Source organism: Micromonospora globosa (genome assembly GCF_000717585.1).
GTDB lineage: Bacteria > Actinomycetota > Actinomycetes > Mycobacteriales > Micromonosporaceae > Micromonospora > Micromonospora aurantiaca.
On sequence record NZ_JNZR01000002.1, the window covers coordinates 43,062 to 57,660 of the forward strand.

The 14,599-nt window shown below is 72.6% G+C and carries 14 protein-coding genes; 9 read left to right on the forward strand and 5 right to left on the reverse strand.

The annotated features are described in order from the left end of the window. Positions 1-91 precede the first annotated feature (91 nt). The 5 genes from IF06_RS0102750 (at position 92) to IF06_RS0102770 (ending at position 5,824) form a co-directional block, all read left to right on the forward strand. Positions 92-1,441 carry a cytochrome P450 gene (locus tag IF06_RS0102750; RefSeq protein ID WP_030268722.1) on the forward strand — a complete coding sequence of 450 codons (1,350 nt, stop codon included), beginning with the start codon at positions 92-94 and terminating at the stop codon, positions 1,439-1,441. Positions 1,442-1,469: 28 nt separating this feature from the next. Further along, positions 1,470-2,942: an MFS transporter gene (locus IF06_RS0102755; RefSeq protein WP_030268724.1), complete on the forward strand. Its 1,473-nt coding sequence runs from the start codon at positions 1,470-1,472 to the stop codon at positions 2,940-2,942. After that, entirely contained in the window at positions 2,939-3,688 is a 750-nt protein-coding gene (locus IF06_RS0102760) for an SDR family NAD(P)-dependent oxidoreductase (protein ID WP_030268726.1), read from the forward strand. Before IF06_RS0102755 ends, IF06_RS0102760 begins: the two co-directional genes overlap by 4 nt. Before the next feature lie 215 nt (positions 3,689-3,903). Then, positions 3,904-5,313: a peroxidase family protein gene (locus IF06_RS0102765; RefSeq protein WP_225319672.1), complete on the forward strand. Its 1,410-nt coding sequence runs from the start codon at positions 3,904-3,906 to the stop codon at positions 5,311-5,313. A 127-nt stretch (positions 5,314-5,440) separates the two neighbouring features. Beyond that, positions 5,441-5,824 (forward strand): VOC family protein, encoded by a 384-nt coding sequence (locus IF06_RS0102770; protein WP_013285662.1) that lies wholly within the window; start codon positions 5,441-5,443, stop codon positions 5,822-5,824. Between the two features lie 78 nt (positions 5,825-5,902). Here IF06_RS0102770 and IF06_RS0102775 read toward each other — a convergent pair whose 3' ends face one another. Continuing rightward, complete coding sequence (locus IF06_RS0102775; protein WP_030268728.1) at positions 5,903-6,934, reverse strand: hypothetical protein; 1,032 nt, start codon at positions 6,932-6,934, stop codon at positions 5,903-5,905. A gap of 14 nt (positions 6,935-6,948) precedes the next feature. Then, positions 6,949-7,593, reverse strand: coding sequence for a hypothetical protein (locus IF06_RS0102780; protein WP_013285664.1), 645 nt, complete (start codon positions 7,591-7,593; stop codon positions 6,949-6,951). Positions 7,594-7,886: 293 nt separating this feature from the next. Between IF06_RS0102780 and IF06_RS0102785 the strand changes: the two genes are divergently transcribed. Further along, positions 7,887-8,507, forward strand: coding sequence for a nuclear transport factor 2 family protein (locus IF06_RS0102785; protein WP_030268730.1), 621 nt, complete (start codon positions 7,887-7,889; stop codon positions 8,505-8,507). A 57-nt stretch (positions 8,508-8,564) separates the two neighbouring features. Here IF06_RS0102785 and IF06_RS0102790 read toward each other — a convergent pair whose 3' ends face one another. After that, on the reverse strand, positions 8,565-9,176 hold the full coding sequence (locus IF06_RS0102790) for a PadR family transcriptional regulator (RefSeq protein WP_013285666.1): 612 nt from the start codon (positions 9,174-9,176) through the stop codon (positions 8,565-8,567). 131 nt (positions 9,177-9,307) lie between these two features. Here IF06_RS0102790 and IF06_RS0102795 point away from each other — a divergent pair, with 131 nt between their 5' ends. Then, positions 9,308-10,162 carry an SRPBCC family protein gene (locus IF06_RS0102795; protein ID WP_013285667.1) on the forward strand — a complete coding sequence of 285 codons (855 nt, stop codon included), beginning with the start codon at positions 9,308-9,310 and terminating at the stop codon, positions 10,160-10,162. 27 nt (positions 10,163-10,189) lie between these two features. On the opposite strand, the gene IF06_RS0102800 is transcribed toward IF06_RS0102795, so the two are convergent. After that, positions 10,190-11,008 (reverse strand): class I SAM-dependent methyltransferase, encoded by an 819-nt coding sequence (locus tag IF06_RS0102800; protein WP_013285668.1) that lies wholly within the window; start codon positions 11,006-11,008, stop codon positions 10,190-10,192. Continuing rightward, positions 11,005-11,586: a nitroreductase family protein gene (locus IF06_RS0102805; RefSeq protein WP_013285669.1), complete on the reverse strand. Its 582-nt coding sequence runs from the start codon at positions 11,584-11,586 to the stop codon at positions 11,005-11,007. Before IF06_RS0102805 ends, IF06_RS0102800 begins: the two co-directional genes overlap by 4 nt. 283 nt (positions 11,587-11,869) lie before the next feature. On the opposite strand from IF06_RS0102805, the gene IF06_RS0102810 reads away from it, so the two are divergent. Then, positions 11,870-13,642, forward strand: a complete 1,773-nt coding sequence (locus IF06_RS0102810; RefSeq protein WP_013285670.1) for a DPP IV N-terminal domain-containing protein — start codon at positions 11,870-11,872, stop codon at positions 13,640-13,642. A gap of 79 nt (positions 13,643-13,721) precedes the next feature. After that, the gene (locus IF06_RS0102815; protein WP_030268732.1) at positions 13,722-14,585 is read left to right on the forward strand and encodes a class I SAM-dependent methyltransferase; all 864 of its coding nucleotides are present in this window, start codon (positions 13,722-13,724) and stop codon (positions 14,583-14,585) included. Positions 14,586-14,599 lie beyond the last annotated feature (14 nt).

The following is a 14,599-nucleotide window of genomic DNA, read 5'->3' on the forward strand; positions in this document are numbered from 1 at the left end:
CGCCGTCCCGTCGGCTGATCGCCGCTCGCCCGCGGTGCATCCCGGCCGGCGCTGCCAGCCGGGTGGGGCGCGAACCGCCGGGGAGGATCCGATGGTCGCCGCAGACACGACGAAGCCAGAGGTGCCGGTGCTGCCCGGCCGGTTGCCCATAGCCGGGCACGCACCGCTGCTGATGAGCCAGGGACTCCGGCTGATGGAGCGCGCCCGGGACACCGCGCCGGTGGTCCGGATCTACCTCGGCCGCAAACCGGTCTACGTGGTCAACGACGCCGACCTGCTGCGCCGCGTGCTGGTCACCGACGCCCCGGCCTTCGCCGGCAAGGGCCCTCTGGTCGAGAAGGCGAAGCTCGTGCTCGGCAACGGCATCTCGTGCTCGACCGGCGACTTCAACCACCGCCAGCGCCGCCTCATGCAGCCCGCGTTCCACAAGGAACGCGTCGCGGGTTACGTCGACGTCATGCGCGCCATCGCCGGCGAGCGGATCGCCGGCTGGCGCGACGGCGACCGGATCGTGATGGAACAGGAGATGCGCGAGATCGCCCTCACCGTCGCGGCGAAGGCGCTGTTCGCCTCCGACATCGGGCGCGAGGCGGTCGAGGAGTTCCGCACGTCGATCCCGATCGCGGTGAGCGGCGTGGCCGTCCGCACCATGATGCCGGCCCTCGCGGCCCTTCCCACCCCGGGCAACCGCCGCTTCGACCGGGCGCTGCACCGGCTGCACCAGATCATCGACCGGATGATCCAGGCGTACCGGCGCGACGGTGTCGACCACGGGGACGTGCTGTCGATGCTGCTCGCGGCCCGTGACGAGGACACCGGCGAGCCGATGCCGGACCTGCAGGTCCACGCCGAGGTGATGACCATCGCCACCGCCGCGACCGAGACCACGAACGGTGCCCTGGTGTGGGCGGCGTACGAGCTGGGGCAGCGGGAGGACGTCGAGCGCCGGCTGCACGAGGAGCTGACCGACGTGCTCAGCGACCGGCCGGTCACCGCGGCCGACCTGCCGAGGCTCGAGTACACCCGGCGCTTCCTCAGCGAGGTGCTGCGGCTGTACGCGATGTGGGTGCTGACCCGCCAGACGACCCGGGCCGTCGAACTCGGCGGGCACGCCCTGCCGGCCGGCGCGACCATCATGTTCAGCCCGCAGGCGATCCACCGCGACCCCCGGATCTACCGCGATCCGCTCCGGTTCGACCCGGACCGGTGGCTGCCGGAACGTGCGGCAGAGGTGCCCCGCAACGCGTTCCTGCCGTTCGGTTCCGGCCGCTACATCTGCATCGGCGAGCAGTTCGCCATGACCGAGATGCTCGTCGTGTTCGCCACGCTCGTCCGCCGGCTGCGCCTGCGGCCCGTGCCCGGTCACGTCGTGAAGCCGTCGGTCGCCAAGGGCGGCCTGCCCAACAGCCTGCCCATGGTCGTCGAGTCACGCCGCACGTGAGACGTCGTGCACTAACCCAGGAGGAGACATGGCCGTTGCGGCCGATGAACCCCGTTCACCCGTACGCCGGCGCTGGTGGGCGCTGACACTGCTCTGCTTCGTGCAGTTCATGCTGGTCGTGGACGACACGGTGGTGAACGTCGCGCTGCCGTCCATCCGCGAGGACCTCGGTTACTCGGCCACGGGCCTGGCCTGGGTGGTCAACGGCTACCTGCTGGCCTTCGGCGGCCTGATCCTGCTCGGTGGACGTGCCGGGGACCTGGTCGGGCACCGTCGGGTGTTCCTCGCCGGTGTGGCCGTCTTCGCCGTGGCGTCGCTCGCCTGCGGCGTCGCGCAGGAGCCCTGGCAGTTGGTGGCGGCACGGTTCCTCCAGGGCGTCGGCGGCGCGCTGGCCTCGCCGACCGCGCTCGCCCTGATCACCCTGATCTTCGCGGAGGGCGCGGAGCGGGCCAAGGCCATCGGCCTCTGGGGCGGCATCGCCGCCCTCGGCGGCATCGTCGGCTACGTGCTGTCCGGTCTGCTCACCGACCTGGTCTCCTGGCGGCTGGTCTTCCTGATCAACCTGCCGGTGGCGGTCGTCGTGCTCGCGCTGGTGCCGGCACTGGTTCCGCCCGCCGCGACGGCCGCTCGCCAACGGGTCGACATCCCGGGCGCGGTCACCGCCACGGTCGGCCTAGCCGCCCTGGTGTTCGCGCTGCTGGAGGCGCCCGGCGCCGGCTGGGGCAGCCCTCGCGCGCTCGTTCCGCTGGCGGTGGCCGTGGTGCTGCTCGCGGCGTTCGTGCTCCAGGAACGCAGGGTCGCGTACCCGCTCGTGCCGTTGCGGTTCTTCGCCAACCGCACGCGCAGCGCGGCGAACGGCACCATGATGCTCTTCACCACCGGCCTGTTCGCGATGTTCTTCCTGCTCACCCTGCACGTCCAGGAGCGCCTGGGCTGGTCGCCGCTGCAGACCGGCCTGGCGTACGTACCAATGGCCGTGTGCCTGCTGATCGGCATCTCGCTCTCGCAGCGCCTGGTCGGGCGCCTCGGCCCCCGGCGGGTGCTGCTCGTGGGACCGCTGCTCACCGCGGCCGGACTGCTCTACCTGTCCTGGATCGACGGGACCGAACGCTACCTGCCGGACATCCTGCCCGGCATGGTGCTCGTCGCGCTGGGCGCCGGGCTCGCCGTGCCGGTCCTCGCCACCGCCGCGATGTCCGCCACCACCGCCGAGGACGCCGGCCTCGGCTCGGGGATGCTGACCGTCGCCCAGCAGATCGGCGGTGCCGTCGGCCTGGCGCTGCTGGTCAGTCTCGCGGGGCTGAGGTCGCGGCAGATGGTCTCCGACGGCGCCGGCGAGGACGCCGCCGCCATCGGCGGCACGGTGCTCGCCTTCCAGGTCGCGGCCGTGATCCTCGTCGCCGCCGCGCTGCTCACCCTCGTCATCCGGCCGCCGCGACCCGCCGCGTCGCCGGACCGGACCGACAGCCCGGACCACACGTCGATCGGAGTGCCGTCATGAACCGTCTCAAGGGAAGAGTAGCGCTGGTCACCGGCTCCACCTCCGGCATCGGCCGGGCCATCGCCGCGGGATACGCGGCCGAGGGCGCCACTGTGGTCGTGCACGGCCGGGACAAGGAACGCGCCGACGCCGTGGTCGAGCGGATCTCGGCCGCCGGAGGGCGGGCCGAGGCGGTCCTCGCGGACCTGTCCCGGCCCGGTGAGGCCGGCCGGCTGGTGCGGGCGGTGCTGGACAGCCACGGCGGGGTCGACGTCGTCGTGAACAATGCCGGCGTGATGAGCATGGGCACCGCCGGCCAGGTGACCGAGGAGAACGTCGACGAGGTCCTGGCGATCAACTTCAAGGCGCCGCTGTTCGTCACCCGGGCCGCTCTGCCGTCCCTCGTGGAGCGCGGCGGGTCGGTCGTCAACGTGACCACCGCGGGCGCCCACCGGGGCTCTCCGGGCGGTGCGGTGTACGCCGCCGCGAAGGCGGCGCTGCACATGCTGACGGTGAGCTGGGCCGCCGAGTTCGCCCCGCAGGGCGTACGAGTCAACGAGCTGATCCCCGGAGCGACCCGGACGCCGATGATGGAGCCGCTCCTGCAGGCCCCCGAGGTCCAGGCCATGCTGGCCCAGCGGATCCCGATCGGCCGGGTGGCGGAGCCGGAGGACCTGGTCGGCGCGGCCGTCTTCCTCGCCTCGGCCGAGGCGAGCTACGTGACCGGCGCGGTGCTCGCCGTGGACGGCGGCTTCCTCGCCGGCTGAGCGGCCGGGCGCGTCCGCGGCTGCGTGGCGGATCCGCAAGCCGGGAGAAGACCCCGGCACCCGACGGTGGCTATCAATGGCGAAGGGGCGCGACCAGGTGTCGCGCCCCTTCGCGTCAGCCTCATGAAGGGACTGCCATGCGTCACGGCGTCACACAGCACCGCGGCCTCCACGTTCCCCCGGGGAACACCGCACAGCACGGCCGGTTCGGCCGGATGTTTCCCAACCTGCCGCCCCGTCGCCCGACCGGCCTGCCGCTGGCCGAGGAGTACGGGCTTCCGGGAGGCCGGCTGGACGCGGGGGAGATCACCCCGGACAAGCTCGGCCCGGTCGACACCGGCTTCGTCTACCTCGCCCAGTTCATCGACCACAACATCACCTTCGACCCCACCACCGTCCTGAACCAGCAGGTCGACCCGGAGGCCATCCAGGCGTTCCGGCCGCCGCGGCTCGACCTCGACGCGCTCTACGGCGCCGGGCCGACAGTCGACCCCTACCTCTACGACCAGGCGTCGCACGGCACCAAACTGGTACTCGGGCCGGGCGGTACCGACTTCGCGCGAACCGCCGAGGGGGTGCCGCTGATCGGGGATCCGCGCAACGACGAGAACATGCTGATCGCCCACATCCACCTCGCGTTCATCAAGTTCCACAACCGCGTGGTGGACGGGCTGGCCGACGGCAGCCTCACCGACGCGGTCGGCGACCGGGTCCGGTCACGACCGGCGGCCCCGGGTGACGCGCCGGCCGGCCGGCTCGACGATCTGCTCTCCCTCGACAACTACTACAACGAACTCACCTACAAGGCACAGCAGCTGGTCCGCTGGCACTTCCAGTGGATCGTGGTGCACGAGTACCTGCCGCTCTTCGTCGGGCAGCACATCGTCGACGACATCTTCGAGAACGGCCTGCGCTTCTACGACCCCCGTCCGGTGCCGTACATCCCGGTGGAGTTCGCGGTCGCCGCGTTCCGGGTGATGCACTCGACGATCCTGCCCCGCTACCAGATCAACGAGAAGTTCAGCGCGCCGCTGTTCCCGGCCGATCGGAACGCGCCCCCGAGCCCGCGGGCGGACCTGCGGGGCGGGCGGATCCTGCCCGAGCACTCGATCGACTGGTCGCTGTTCTTCCGGACCGACCCGAACCGGGTACCCCAGCGGGCCAAGGCGTTCGGCGCCTCGCTCACGTCGGCGCTGCTCAACCTGCCGGTGAGCGCGGTGCCGGGAGCGAAGGAGGGCGCGCTCGCGAAGTCGCTCGGCTCGCTGGCCGTGCGGAACATGCTGCGCAGCGAGGCGCAGCAGCTGCCGTCGGGCCAGGACGTCGCACGCGCCATGGGGGAGGTGCCGCTCTCCGACGAGCTGCTGGACTTCGACGGTCCCGCCTACCTCTGGTACTACATCCTGAAGGAGGCGGAGGTGCTCACCGGCGGGCACCGGCTCGGCCCGGTCGGCGGGCGGCTGGTGGCGGAGGTGTTGCTGGGGATCCTGAAGGGAGACCCGATGTCGTACTGCTCCGCCTACCCCGCCTGGCGACCCACTCTGGCCGGTCAGAACGGTGTCTTCGGCATGGTGGAACTGCTCCGGTTCGCCGGTCTGGTGCCGGCTGGGCGCGGCTCCGGAGATTGACGGCCCGCCCACCCGTGTCCGGCTGGCGTGGATCGTGCGTCTCGTGCACTATGACTGACAGTCATAGTGCACGAGACGTGAGCGCCCGGCCCCGCCGGGTGCGGGGCGGATCAGACGGAGGTTCCCTGTGGAACGTGTGACGGGCATCGGTGGTCTCTTCTTCCGGGTCAAGGACCCGACGGCGATGACGAAGTGGTACGTCGACCACCTCGGCCTCACGCCACCGCCCACTCCGGACGAGGACCGGGACTGGTGGCAGGAGCAGGGCCCCACCGTCTTCGCGCCGTACGGCGCCGACGTCGAGGAGGAGACCGGGCAGGCGGTACGGCTCAACTTCCGCGTCCGGGACATGGCGGCGATGCTCGCGCAGCTGCGGGCCGCCGGCGTGGAGGTCAGCCCCGAGCCCGAGGACTATCCGGAAGGCCGGTTCGGCTGGGCGATCGACCCCGAAGGCAACCGGATCGAGCTGTGGGAGCCGGCCCCCGACCGGCTCAAGCCGCCGACGGGCTGACCGTCCGGGGACGCGACGACGGGGTGGGGCCGCCGAGGGCCCCACCCCTGTTTTCGACCTCGGATCAGGCCGCCCGCCTCACGGCGAGGGCGGTGAGGTCCGGTACAGCCGGTTCGGAGTGTCGTCGAGGAAGTCGCGCGGGTCCAGCCGGAAGCCCGTGAAGCGGTAGGGCACGATCCGGTGTTCCTCGCCCGCCGTCCGCGGCTCGACGTGCTGCCGCAGCGCGTACCACAGGCTGAGGTCGTTCTCCTCGCCCACCGAGGCGCCCGTCTCAGCCGCGTACCTCGAGGTCAGAACGCTGTCGTCGGTGCCGACCTCGTAGCCGTCGTCCAGGTTGCCCCGGTAGGGCGCGACCCAGAGGTCGGCGCTGCTGGTGCGGCCGTCCGGGCCGATGTTCGACCCCGGCAGCAGCTCGTAGGAACGGAGCAGGCCGTTGGGCTTGGGCGCCTCGCTCGCCACTCGCAGCCGGGAGCCGGGCTCCAGGGTGTGGGCGCCACGCGCCACGTTCTGCCACTGGGTCGCGGCGGCCCCGCCCCGGGTGCCGAGCTGGACGGTGTTCCCGCCGATCGTCGCCACGTCCGGGTCGAGCCGGTAGTAGTGGTGATGGGTGTGCGGCAGACCCGCCACCGGGCCGGCGGCCGGCCGCCCGCCGACACCCACCGAGGCGGCGATGACGCCGTCCTCGAAGAGCTCCCAGCGGTGCACGTACTGGTAGTCACCGGCCTGGAACTTCGCCCAGAAGGCGACCTTCGCCGGCTCGATGCCGCTGGGGCCGTACCGCTCGACGTGGACCGCGCCGGTCGGATTGGCGGCCGCGTCGTACTGGCTGTCGTTGGTGGCGATCGCCGTCGGGGGCAGGTCGCTCCCGGCCGCGTTGGGCGCCGTGGGCAGCAGCGGCACCAGGGGCGACCCGCCGCCCCGGGCGCCGAGGCCGTTCTTGGCCACGCCGTGGGTCGGGCCGTGGTCGACCAGGGTGAAGGCCAGCTCGCCCCGGAACAGGACGGGTCGGCCGTCGAAGTGGGCGTGGGCGAGCCGCAGCCCGGTGCCCTGCATCGTGTTGATCGAGTATCCGAAGGTCCAGTTGGCGTGGGTGATGTAACCGCCAGGCATTGGTTGTCTCCTCGTCAGTTGTGGGGAGCCTGGGTCTGCGGCCCCGACGCGGTGCCCCGCGCCTCGTCGGTCGGGACGACCTCGCGGGTGCTCAGGTCGACCGCCGCCTGCCCGACCCGGGCCGGCGCGTCACCGCGGGACCAGAAGTAGAGCTGGAAGAGCCGGTGGCCGAAGCGGGGGTTCTCCTCGATCTGGGCCGCCCGGGCCGGCAGGGCCACCATGTCGACCGGGCCGCGGGCACGCAGCGCCTCGTACCGGTCGTCGGTGACGACCAGCTCGTACGCCTCCTCCCGCTCCTCCGCGGTCAGCGCGGGCTGGATGCCCGGCCGTTCGACGATCGCCTCCACCACGCCGGCCCGCAGGTCCAGCACGGCGATGATGAGGACGCTGCGGTCGTAGTCGTAGATGACCGCCTCGGCGAGGCGGACCGACACCTGGGCGTCGGCGACCTTCTGCTCCTCCTCGCGGAACTCGATGTCGATCAGCCGGTGCCGGTTGCCGCCCAGACGCTCGGCGACCAGGGGGTCGGCGTCGATGGCGGCGGCCACCCGGTCCTTGATCTGGCCGAGCAGGTCGAGGAAGACGGAGGTGGAACCAGGCTGGTCCTGGACCAGTTCGAGAAGTTGGCTGACTTCGTGGGAATGCAGCAGTGCAGGCATTCTGTCCTTCCTCACAGTTGTGCGGCCGTGGGCGGGCGCTTCCCCAGGAAGATCGGCGGGGCCGCTCCTCAGCCGACTTGAAGAATCGTTTACCGATCTCCGTTCGGAGACGTGGCACACCGATCTCCATCCATTGGTAGGTGCGCACCGCCCGTGCGGCTTCTTCCCCCTTGCTGCGCGGCCGTCCGCCGGCCGTCCGCGTCCGGCCCGGAAAGCGCGGCAAGCTGCGAGAAGTTCGATGACCGCGGCGGCCGTACGAATGGAGGAGCGGCACAGCAGAATAGGAGAGCCACGTGAATGACCTGCGCGTGTTCGGCGAACAACTCCGGACGTTGCTCAGTGGGCTGCTGGGATTCGGGGACCCCGGCGCACCGGAGCGCAACAGCCGACTCATCCACCAGATTTTCGAGTGGTACAACCAGGGTGACCTCGACTCCATCGTGGAGAGCGTCACCGACGATTTCGAACTGCACGACGTGCCGGCCGGGCAGATCTACCGCGGGCCGGACGGACTGCGCCGCTGGTTCTCGATCTCCAAGACCGCGCTGCCCGAGGCGCGGCTGTTCATCACCAACCTGATCGCCGACGGCGAGAAGGTGGCCAGTGAGCACGCCGGCGGAGGTCTGCAGACCGGCCCGCTGGAGGTGCCGGGCGGCACTGTCCCGCCGACCAACCGGCTGGTGAAGGCCGAGGTGGCCGAGACCTTCGAGTTCCGGGACGGGCGGATCTTCCGGTGGCGCGTCTACTACGACGGTGCGGCGCTCGCCGCGCAGCTGCTGGGCCCCGAGGCGGGCGGGTCCTCCGCGCCCGCCGGGGGCCCGGCCACTGCGCCGCCGACGTCGGGCACCGCCGGCTCGTCCGCCGGCGCGGCGGCCTCCCGGCCGGCACCGGGTGGCGCATCCGCCCGGGACTGACGCCGGACCCGCCGGGGCCCGTCCGGACGGACGGGCCCCGGTCGCGCGCCCAGGGTCTCAGTGGTCCTGCGGTCCCGGCGGTGCAGGGGGCCCGGCCGGCGTCGCCGGCGGCCGGAGACGTTCGAGTTCGGCCAGCACCGCTTCGACCGCCGCGGTCTCCGCGGCGTAGTAGGCCTGGCCCCACACGGCCACCAGATGCGGGTACCGGAAGTCGGGCAGCAGCCCACGCCCGACCTCGCCCAGGTCGGCACGCTGCTCCCGGAGCCAGGACAGGTAGCCGTGCAGCGCGCGGTGCAGTTCCTCCGGGTCCGCCTGGTGACCGAAGAACAGGCGCAGCATCACGCTGTGCTTGATCACCGGCGGATCCACCTCGTCCCGGCTCAGCCATGCCCGCAGGGCCGCCACCCCGGTGTCGGTGATCCGGTAGTGGCGCTTGGTCTGCGAGCCGCGCTGCGTCTCCTGCCGCTCGCTGATGTAGCCCTGGGCCAGCAGCCGGCGCAGCTCGCTGTAGACCTGGCTCTGCGCCGGGCTCCAGTAGAAGAAGCGCATGTTCATGGACCACTTGCGCAGGTCGTAACCGGTCAGTTCGCGCCCGAAGGAGAGCAGACCGAGAACCGCGTACGCGGTGGCCGGCAGGCCGGGCGCCCCGGGCCGATGGGGATCTGCCACGATGTCCTCCTTGCGGTGGGCGGCTGCGGCTTCCACTATGACTATTAGTCCTAGTGCGGCGCTCGGCGGGATGCGAAGTTGCCGGAGGATCTTCCCACCTCGTGTCGGACCGCTCGGTGGAGGGAGCTGCCATGGCACCGGCACGTCTGATGGTGTCCACGACCGTCAACGCCCGCCGGTCGGCCGTCTACGCCGCGCTGACCGATCACGAGGCGCTGGCCGGCTGGTTCGCCGAGCGGGTGGAGACGCAGCCCGACGCGGGCTGCTTCCGTACCGATGGAAGCTTCACCCCGAGATGGGCCAGCGGCGCCCTGCGGACGATCGATGCGCAACCGGGCCGGCGGCTGGCGCTCTGCTGGGAGGCCGGCGCCGGTTCGCCGGTGGAGATCGAGCTGGTGTCGGTGCCGACCGGGCGCACCGGCGTCCGGTTCGTCCAGTGGTCGCCTCCGGGCGGCGGCCCCGACGACCCCTCCGCCCTGGACTTCTGGTGCCTGGCCGCCGGCAACCTCGCCAACCACCTGGAGGGCCGCCCGGTCGTCCGGCACGACTTCGCGCGGCCCCGGCGCGGCACGGCCCGGGCAGAGGCGACACTGGCCGTCCCCGCCCGGCGGGTGTACGCGGCGCTGACGGTGCCGGCGGAGCTGGAGCGGTGGATCGCCGCCACCGCGGTGGTCTCGCCCAGGGTCGGCGGCCGGTACGACTTCGGCTGGGGGGACGACCTCGGTCCCCGGTCCATCGTCGACCTGGAGCCCTCCCGGTCGCTGGCGTACACCTGGCGGGAACGTGGGCACCGGGACAGCGTCGTGAGGTGGACGCTGCGTCCCTGCGGGCGCGGCACCACCGTGCGGGTGCAGCACGACCTGGGCGGCCGCCCGGCCGATCGACACCAGATCGGCTGGGAGAACTTCCTCATCGACCTGCAACGGATGCTCGCGTCCGGCCAGGACTGGCAGCGCAGCGTGTGGCAGGACGAGCCGGTCGGCTGACGCGGCGCCCGCCCGCACGGCGACGGGTCACACCCGGCCGGGTACCGGGGACGTCCGGGTCGCGCTCACCGCCCAGAACCGGGACCGGCCCTCGCGCAGGTCGGCCTGCGCGGTGAGGATCAGTGCGAGGAACTGGTCGGCGGCGGCGGGCGGGAGGTGACGCAGCACCTCGTGGCGGCGCCGGATCAGGGTCAGTTGCGCCGTGCGCAGCGCGTCCACCGCTTCGTCCGTGATGTCGACCGACCGCGGTCCGGCGAAGCCGGCCTGCCGCAGCCGGACCTCCAACCCGTTCGGGGCGGCGCCGCGGGGCCGGCCGGGACGATGGTGGACCAGCTCGCCGAGCAGGATCCGTCCCCCGGGGCGCGCCGCGAGGGCGGCCTGACGAAGCACTGCCGCCAGGTCGTCCCCGGTTCGGGCCGGTTGCAGCACCAGCACCCGGTCGAAGGGCGGGCCGGAGGTGCCCTCCGACGTGGATCCGGCGATCCGTACGCGCGCGGCGACGTCGGGCGGCAACGCCCGGGCGCGGCGCCGGGCGTGACCGCGCCGGACCGGGTCCGGCTCCACAGCGGTCACCGCACAGCCCGCCCCCAGGGCGAGGTACCGGGACGTCTCCCCGCCGTCGGAGCCGAGGTGCAGGACCCGGTCCGAGGCGTGCAGCGGCAGCTCCTCGACCGCCCGGTCGAGCAGTGCCGGACCGGCGTACGAGCCGAACTCCCAGCCCTGATGGGCCGGCCCGAACCAGATCAGCCGCCACAGGCCGTCGGTGGCCCAGTCGCCGGGCCAGGCCGGCGCGCAGGCGGCCGGGGTGGCGGTGGCCGGTGCGGCCGGGTCGGGCGTGCCGGTCACGAGAGCCCCTCTCCGTCCGACGGCGCGCCCCAGCTGCCGGTGAAGACGATGTCCGCCAGCGGCAGCCGGGAGCGGGGCACGGGAGTCCGGGAGGGGTCGGCGGTGGCCCGCCCCACGGCGAGTACGACGAACGGCTCGAACTCCGCAGGCACCTCGAACGCCGCCACCAGGGCACGACGGCGGAAGCCGCCGAGCTGCACGGTGTGCCAGCCGGTGGCCCGTGCCTGCACGCTGAGCCGGGCGACCGCGAGGCCCAGCTCGTACTCGGTGCCGATCAGCGGAGCGCCGTCGACGCCGCGGACCTGACGCAGGGCCAGGACCAGCGCCCCGGCGTCGCCGGCGATCGTGCGGTTCGCCGGGGTGAGCGCGCCGTGCATCTCCTGGAAGGTGCGGTCGCCGTTGCGCCCGACGACGAAGCGCCAGGGCTGCCGGTTCCAGCTGGAGGCGGTCCACCGGGCGGCCTCCAGCAGTCCCGCCAACCGGGTCCAGGGCAGCGCCGAACCGTCGAAGATCTGCGTGCTGGCCGGGGGCGTGAGTAACGGGTGCACCACGCCGTTCGTGGCCGAAAGTCCATTCACGCGTGGAGATCCCTCCCTGGTCGGCCGGCCGGACGCCCGGCGGTTCCGCACCATTCAAGGCCGCCGGACGACGGCGTTCCACTCGCATCTTGCTCAAGCGTCGTCCGTCGATGCGAGCAAGATCCGAGAAGTTCGGGCTCGCGTCGCCCCGGTACGAATTGATCGCTGCGCCGGGATGCCGCCGCAAGCCAGTGACGTGTGATTCAGGGAGGTTTGGCGTGCGATTCAGTTCAGCGGCCCGTCGCCGATCCGATGGTTCGGTCCGTCGTGACCGGCCGGTGTCGTGAAGCGGGCGGCCCGGGGCGCAGGAATCGCCGGAGCGGGAACGGACGGATTCCGCCTCCGGCTTCTCGCCGCCGATCCGAACGGTTCCGGGGACGGGGCGATATCGCCCGACGGAACCAGATTCGTCGCCTCCTCCAAGCGAAACGGATCGGTCAATCTGTGGTTCTTCGATCTGCGTACGGGGAAATGGCAGCAGGGCACCTGGGGTACCGGTGACGACATCGAGGCGCAGTGGTCGCCGGACAACGAGCAGCTGGCCTTCACCTCCTCCCGCGGTGGTCACAAGGCGATCTGGCTGTACCGGCTCAGCGACGGCCAGACCCGCCAGCTGACCTCGGCCGGACACGAGGAGGAGTACCCCTCCTGGTCGCCGGACGGCCGGACCGTCGCCTACGTCGGCGGGCCCTGGGGCAGGCGGCACTTCCTGGTGGTGTCCGCCGACGGCGGCGCGCCTCGCCGGGTGACCACCGAGCCCGGCCGCGCCGGCGCCTGCTCCTGGGCGCCGGACGGACGCTGGCTGGTCTGCCACTCGTACGACACCGGCGCGGGAGCGGTGTGGTTGCTGGACAGCCGGACCGGGGAGGCGATCCCGGTCACCGACGGCTCCTCGTGGGACTACAAGCCGACCATCTGCCCGACCCGGCCGGCGGTCGCCTTCTCCCGCAGCGACGAGGGGCGGTCCGTCATCTGGGTGCAGCGGCTCGCCGACGGGGTGGGCCGGCCGCTCGTCGTCACCGGCGCGGACGACCGGTGGCCCACCTGGACCCGGGACGGGAACCACCTCTTCTTCCACCGGCTGGTCGACGAGGGCGCGGGCATCGCGGTGTGGGACCGGCGGACGAAGGCGGTACGGGAACTCGTGCCGGCCGAGGAGAAGCCCCGGTACGCGTCCTTCGCGCCGGACGGCCGCCGGATCGTGTACGGCACCGAGGCGGACGGCCGCTCGGCGCTGCGCATCCTGGACCTGGCGACCGGGGTGTCCCAGCCGGTGCCGGCCGGCGAGGCCGCCTTCCCCTCCTGGTCCCCGGACGGCAGGACGATCGCCTGCGCGCTCCGGCCCGATCCCACCTCGCGATGGGAGATCGCGACGGTCGACGTGGCGGGCGGGCAGCCGCGCGTCTGGACGGCCGACCGTGACGACCTGCGGGGACTGCACGCGCCCGTCTCCTTCGCGCCGGACGGGCGGCGCCTGGTGTTCCGCAGCGAGACGGAGCCGTTCGAGGCGAACCTGCTCGTCCTCGACCTCGACAGCGGCCGGATCACCAACCTCACCGAGGACAGCTGGTGGGACGAGGCGCCGGCCTTCACCCCCGACGGGCGCGGCGTCGTCTTCATGTCCACCCGGGGAGGGAACTGGACCTGGGGCTTCTACCGCATCGACCTGGACAGCGGCGAACTGCTGACGCTGGCAGGTCCGGACTACGTGGAGCGGAACAACCCGCGGTCCACGGCGGACGGCCGGATCCTGTCGACGATGGTCGCCTCGAAGGTCGAGGAACTGTACGAGCAGCTACCCGACGGCACCGGCCGGGTGGTGACCGAGGCGGGGCCGGGCGTCCGCTACCCCGTGCCGTCCGCCGACGGCGAGCAGGTGCTCTTCACCCGTACCCGCACCACAGTCGAGTACTGGCTCGCGGAGAACGTCTGGGCCGCCGACTCGCCGCTCGCGCCGCTCGGCCGCCCGCTGGTCGCCGCGACCGCGCCGGCGGGGGTGATCGAGCAGCCGCCGCTCGGTCCGGTGCGCAGCCCCGTCGACACCCGCCGCAGATGACGGATGTGACGCCGTCCCATCCGGTCGGGTGGGCGATGACCGCGCGATCAGCCGACGCGTGTGACAGGAGGAGCAGGAGATGACCGGAGCACCGCCGGGGGCGTCGCGGGAGAACGCCGCCCCGGACGAGGACGACAAGAACCGCATCTACGACACCGTGACCGGCCCGCTCTGGCGGACGACCGTCTACGAGCCGGTCCACGGCGGGTGGGAGTTCACCAACATCGCCGGGGCACGCCTGCTCGACGACGTCGCGGCGACCTTCCGGGTCGGCCCGCTGACCCATGTGCTCGAACTCTGCTCCGGCACCGGCGCGGTCGCACGGTACCTCAACCAGCGGACCGGGTGCGCCGTCACCGGCGTGGAGCTGAACGCCGCCCAGCTCGCCTGCGCCCGCCGGGCACGCGCCGAGGCGGGCCCGGGGATGGCCCGGGTGTCGTTCGTGGAGGGCGACGTGACCAGGTGGCAACCGGACCGGCTCTACGACCTGGCGCTGGTCGTCGACTCGCTGTCCCTGCTGTCGGACCCGGTGGCGGCGCTGCGCAACGCCCGCCGGGCGTTGTGCTCGGCCGGGTGGCTGGTCTTCGCGGACACCCTGGCGGGGCCGGAGATGACCGCGGCGACGCAACGCCGCGCCTGGGACCTCGACGGGCTGCGCCCGCTGCCCGGCGGTTCGCGGTCGGACGACCTGTTCACCGCGGCGGGCCTGGTGGACGTGCACCTGGTCGACGCGACCGACACCGCCGTCGCCTGCTTCCAGACCATCGCCGACGCGACCACCGAGCGGGCCGGCGAACTCGCCGCAGTGGTGACGGCGGAGGAACTCGCGGAGTGGCGCATGGCCACCGACTTCTATCTCGACGCCTATCGGAGCGGGCAGCTCACGTACTGGCACGGGCTCGCCCGTCGGCCCCGTCGGGCCACCGCCCGCCAGGCGGCCTGACCCGCCCTCGACAA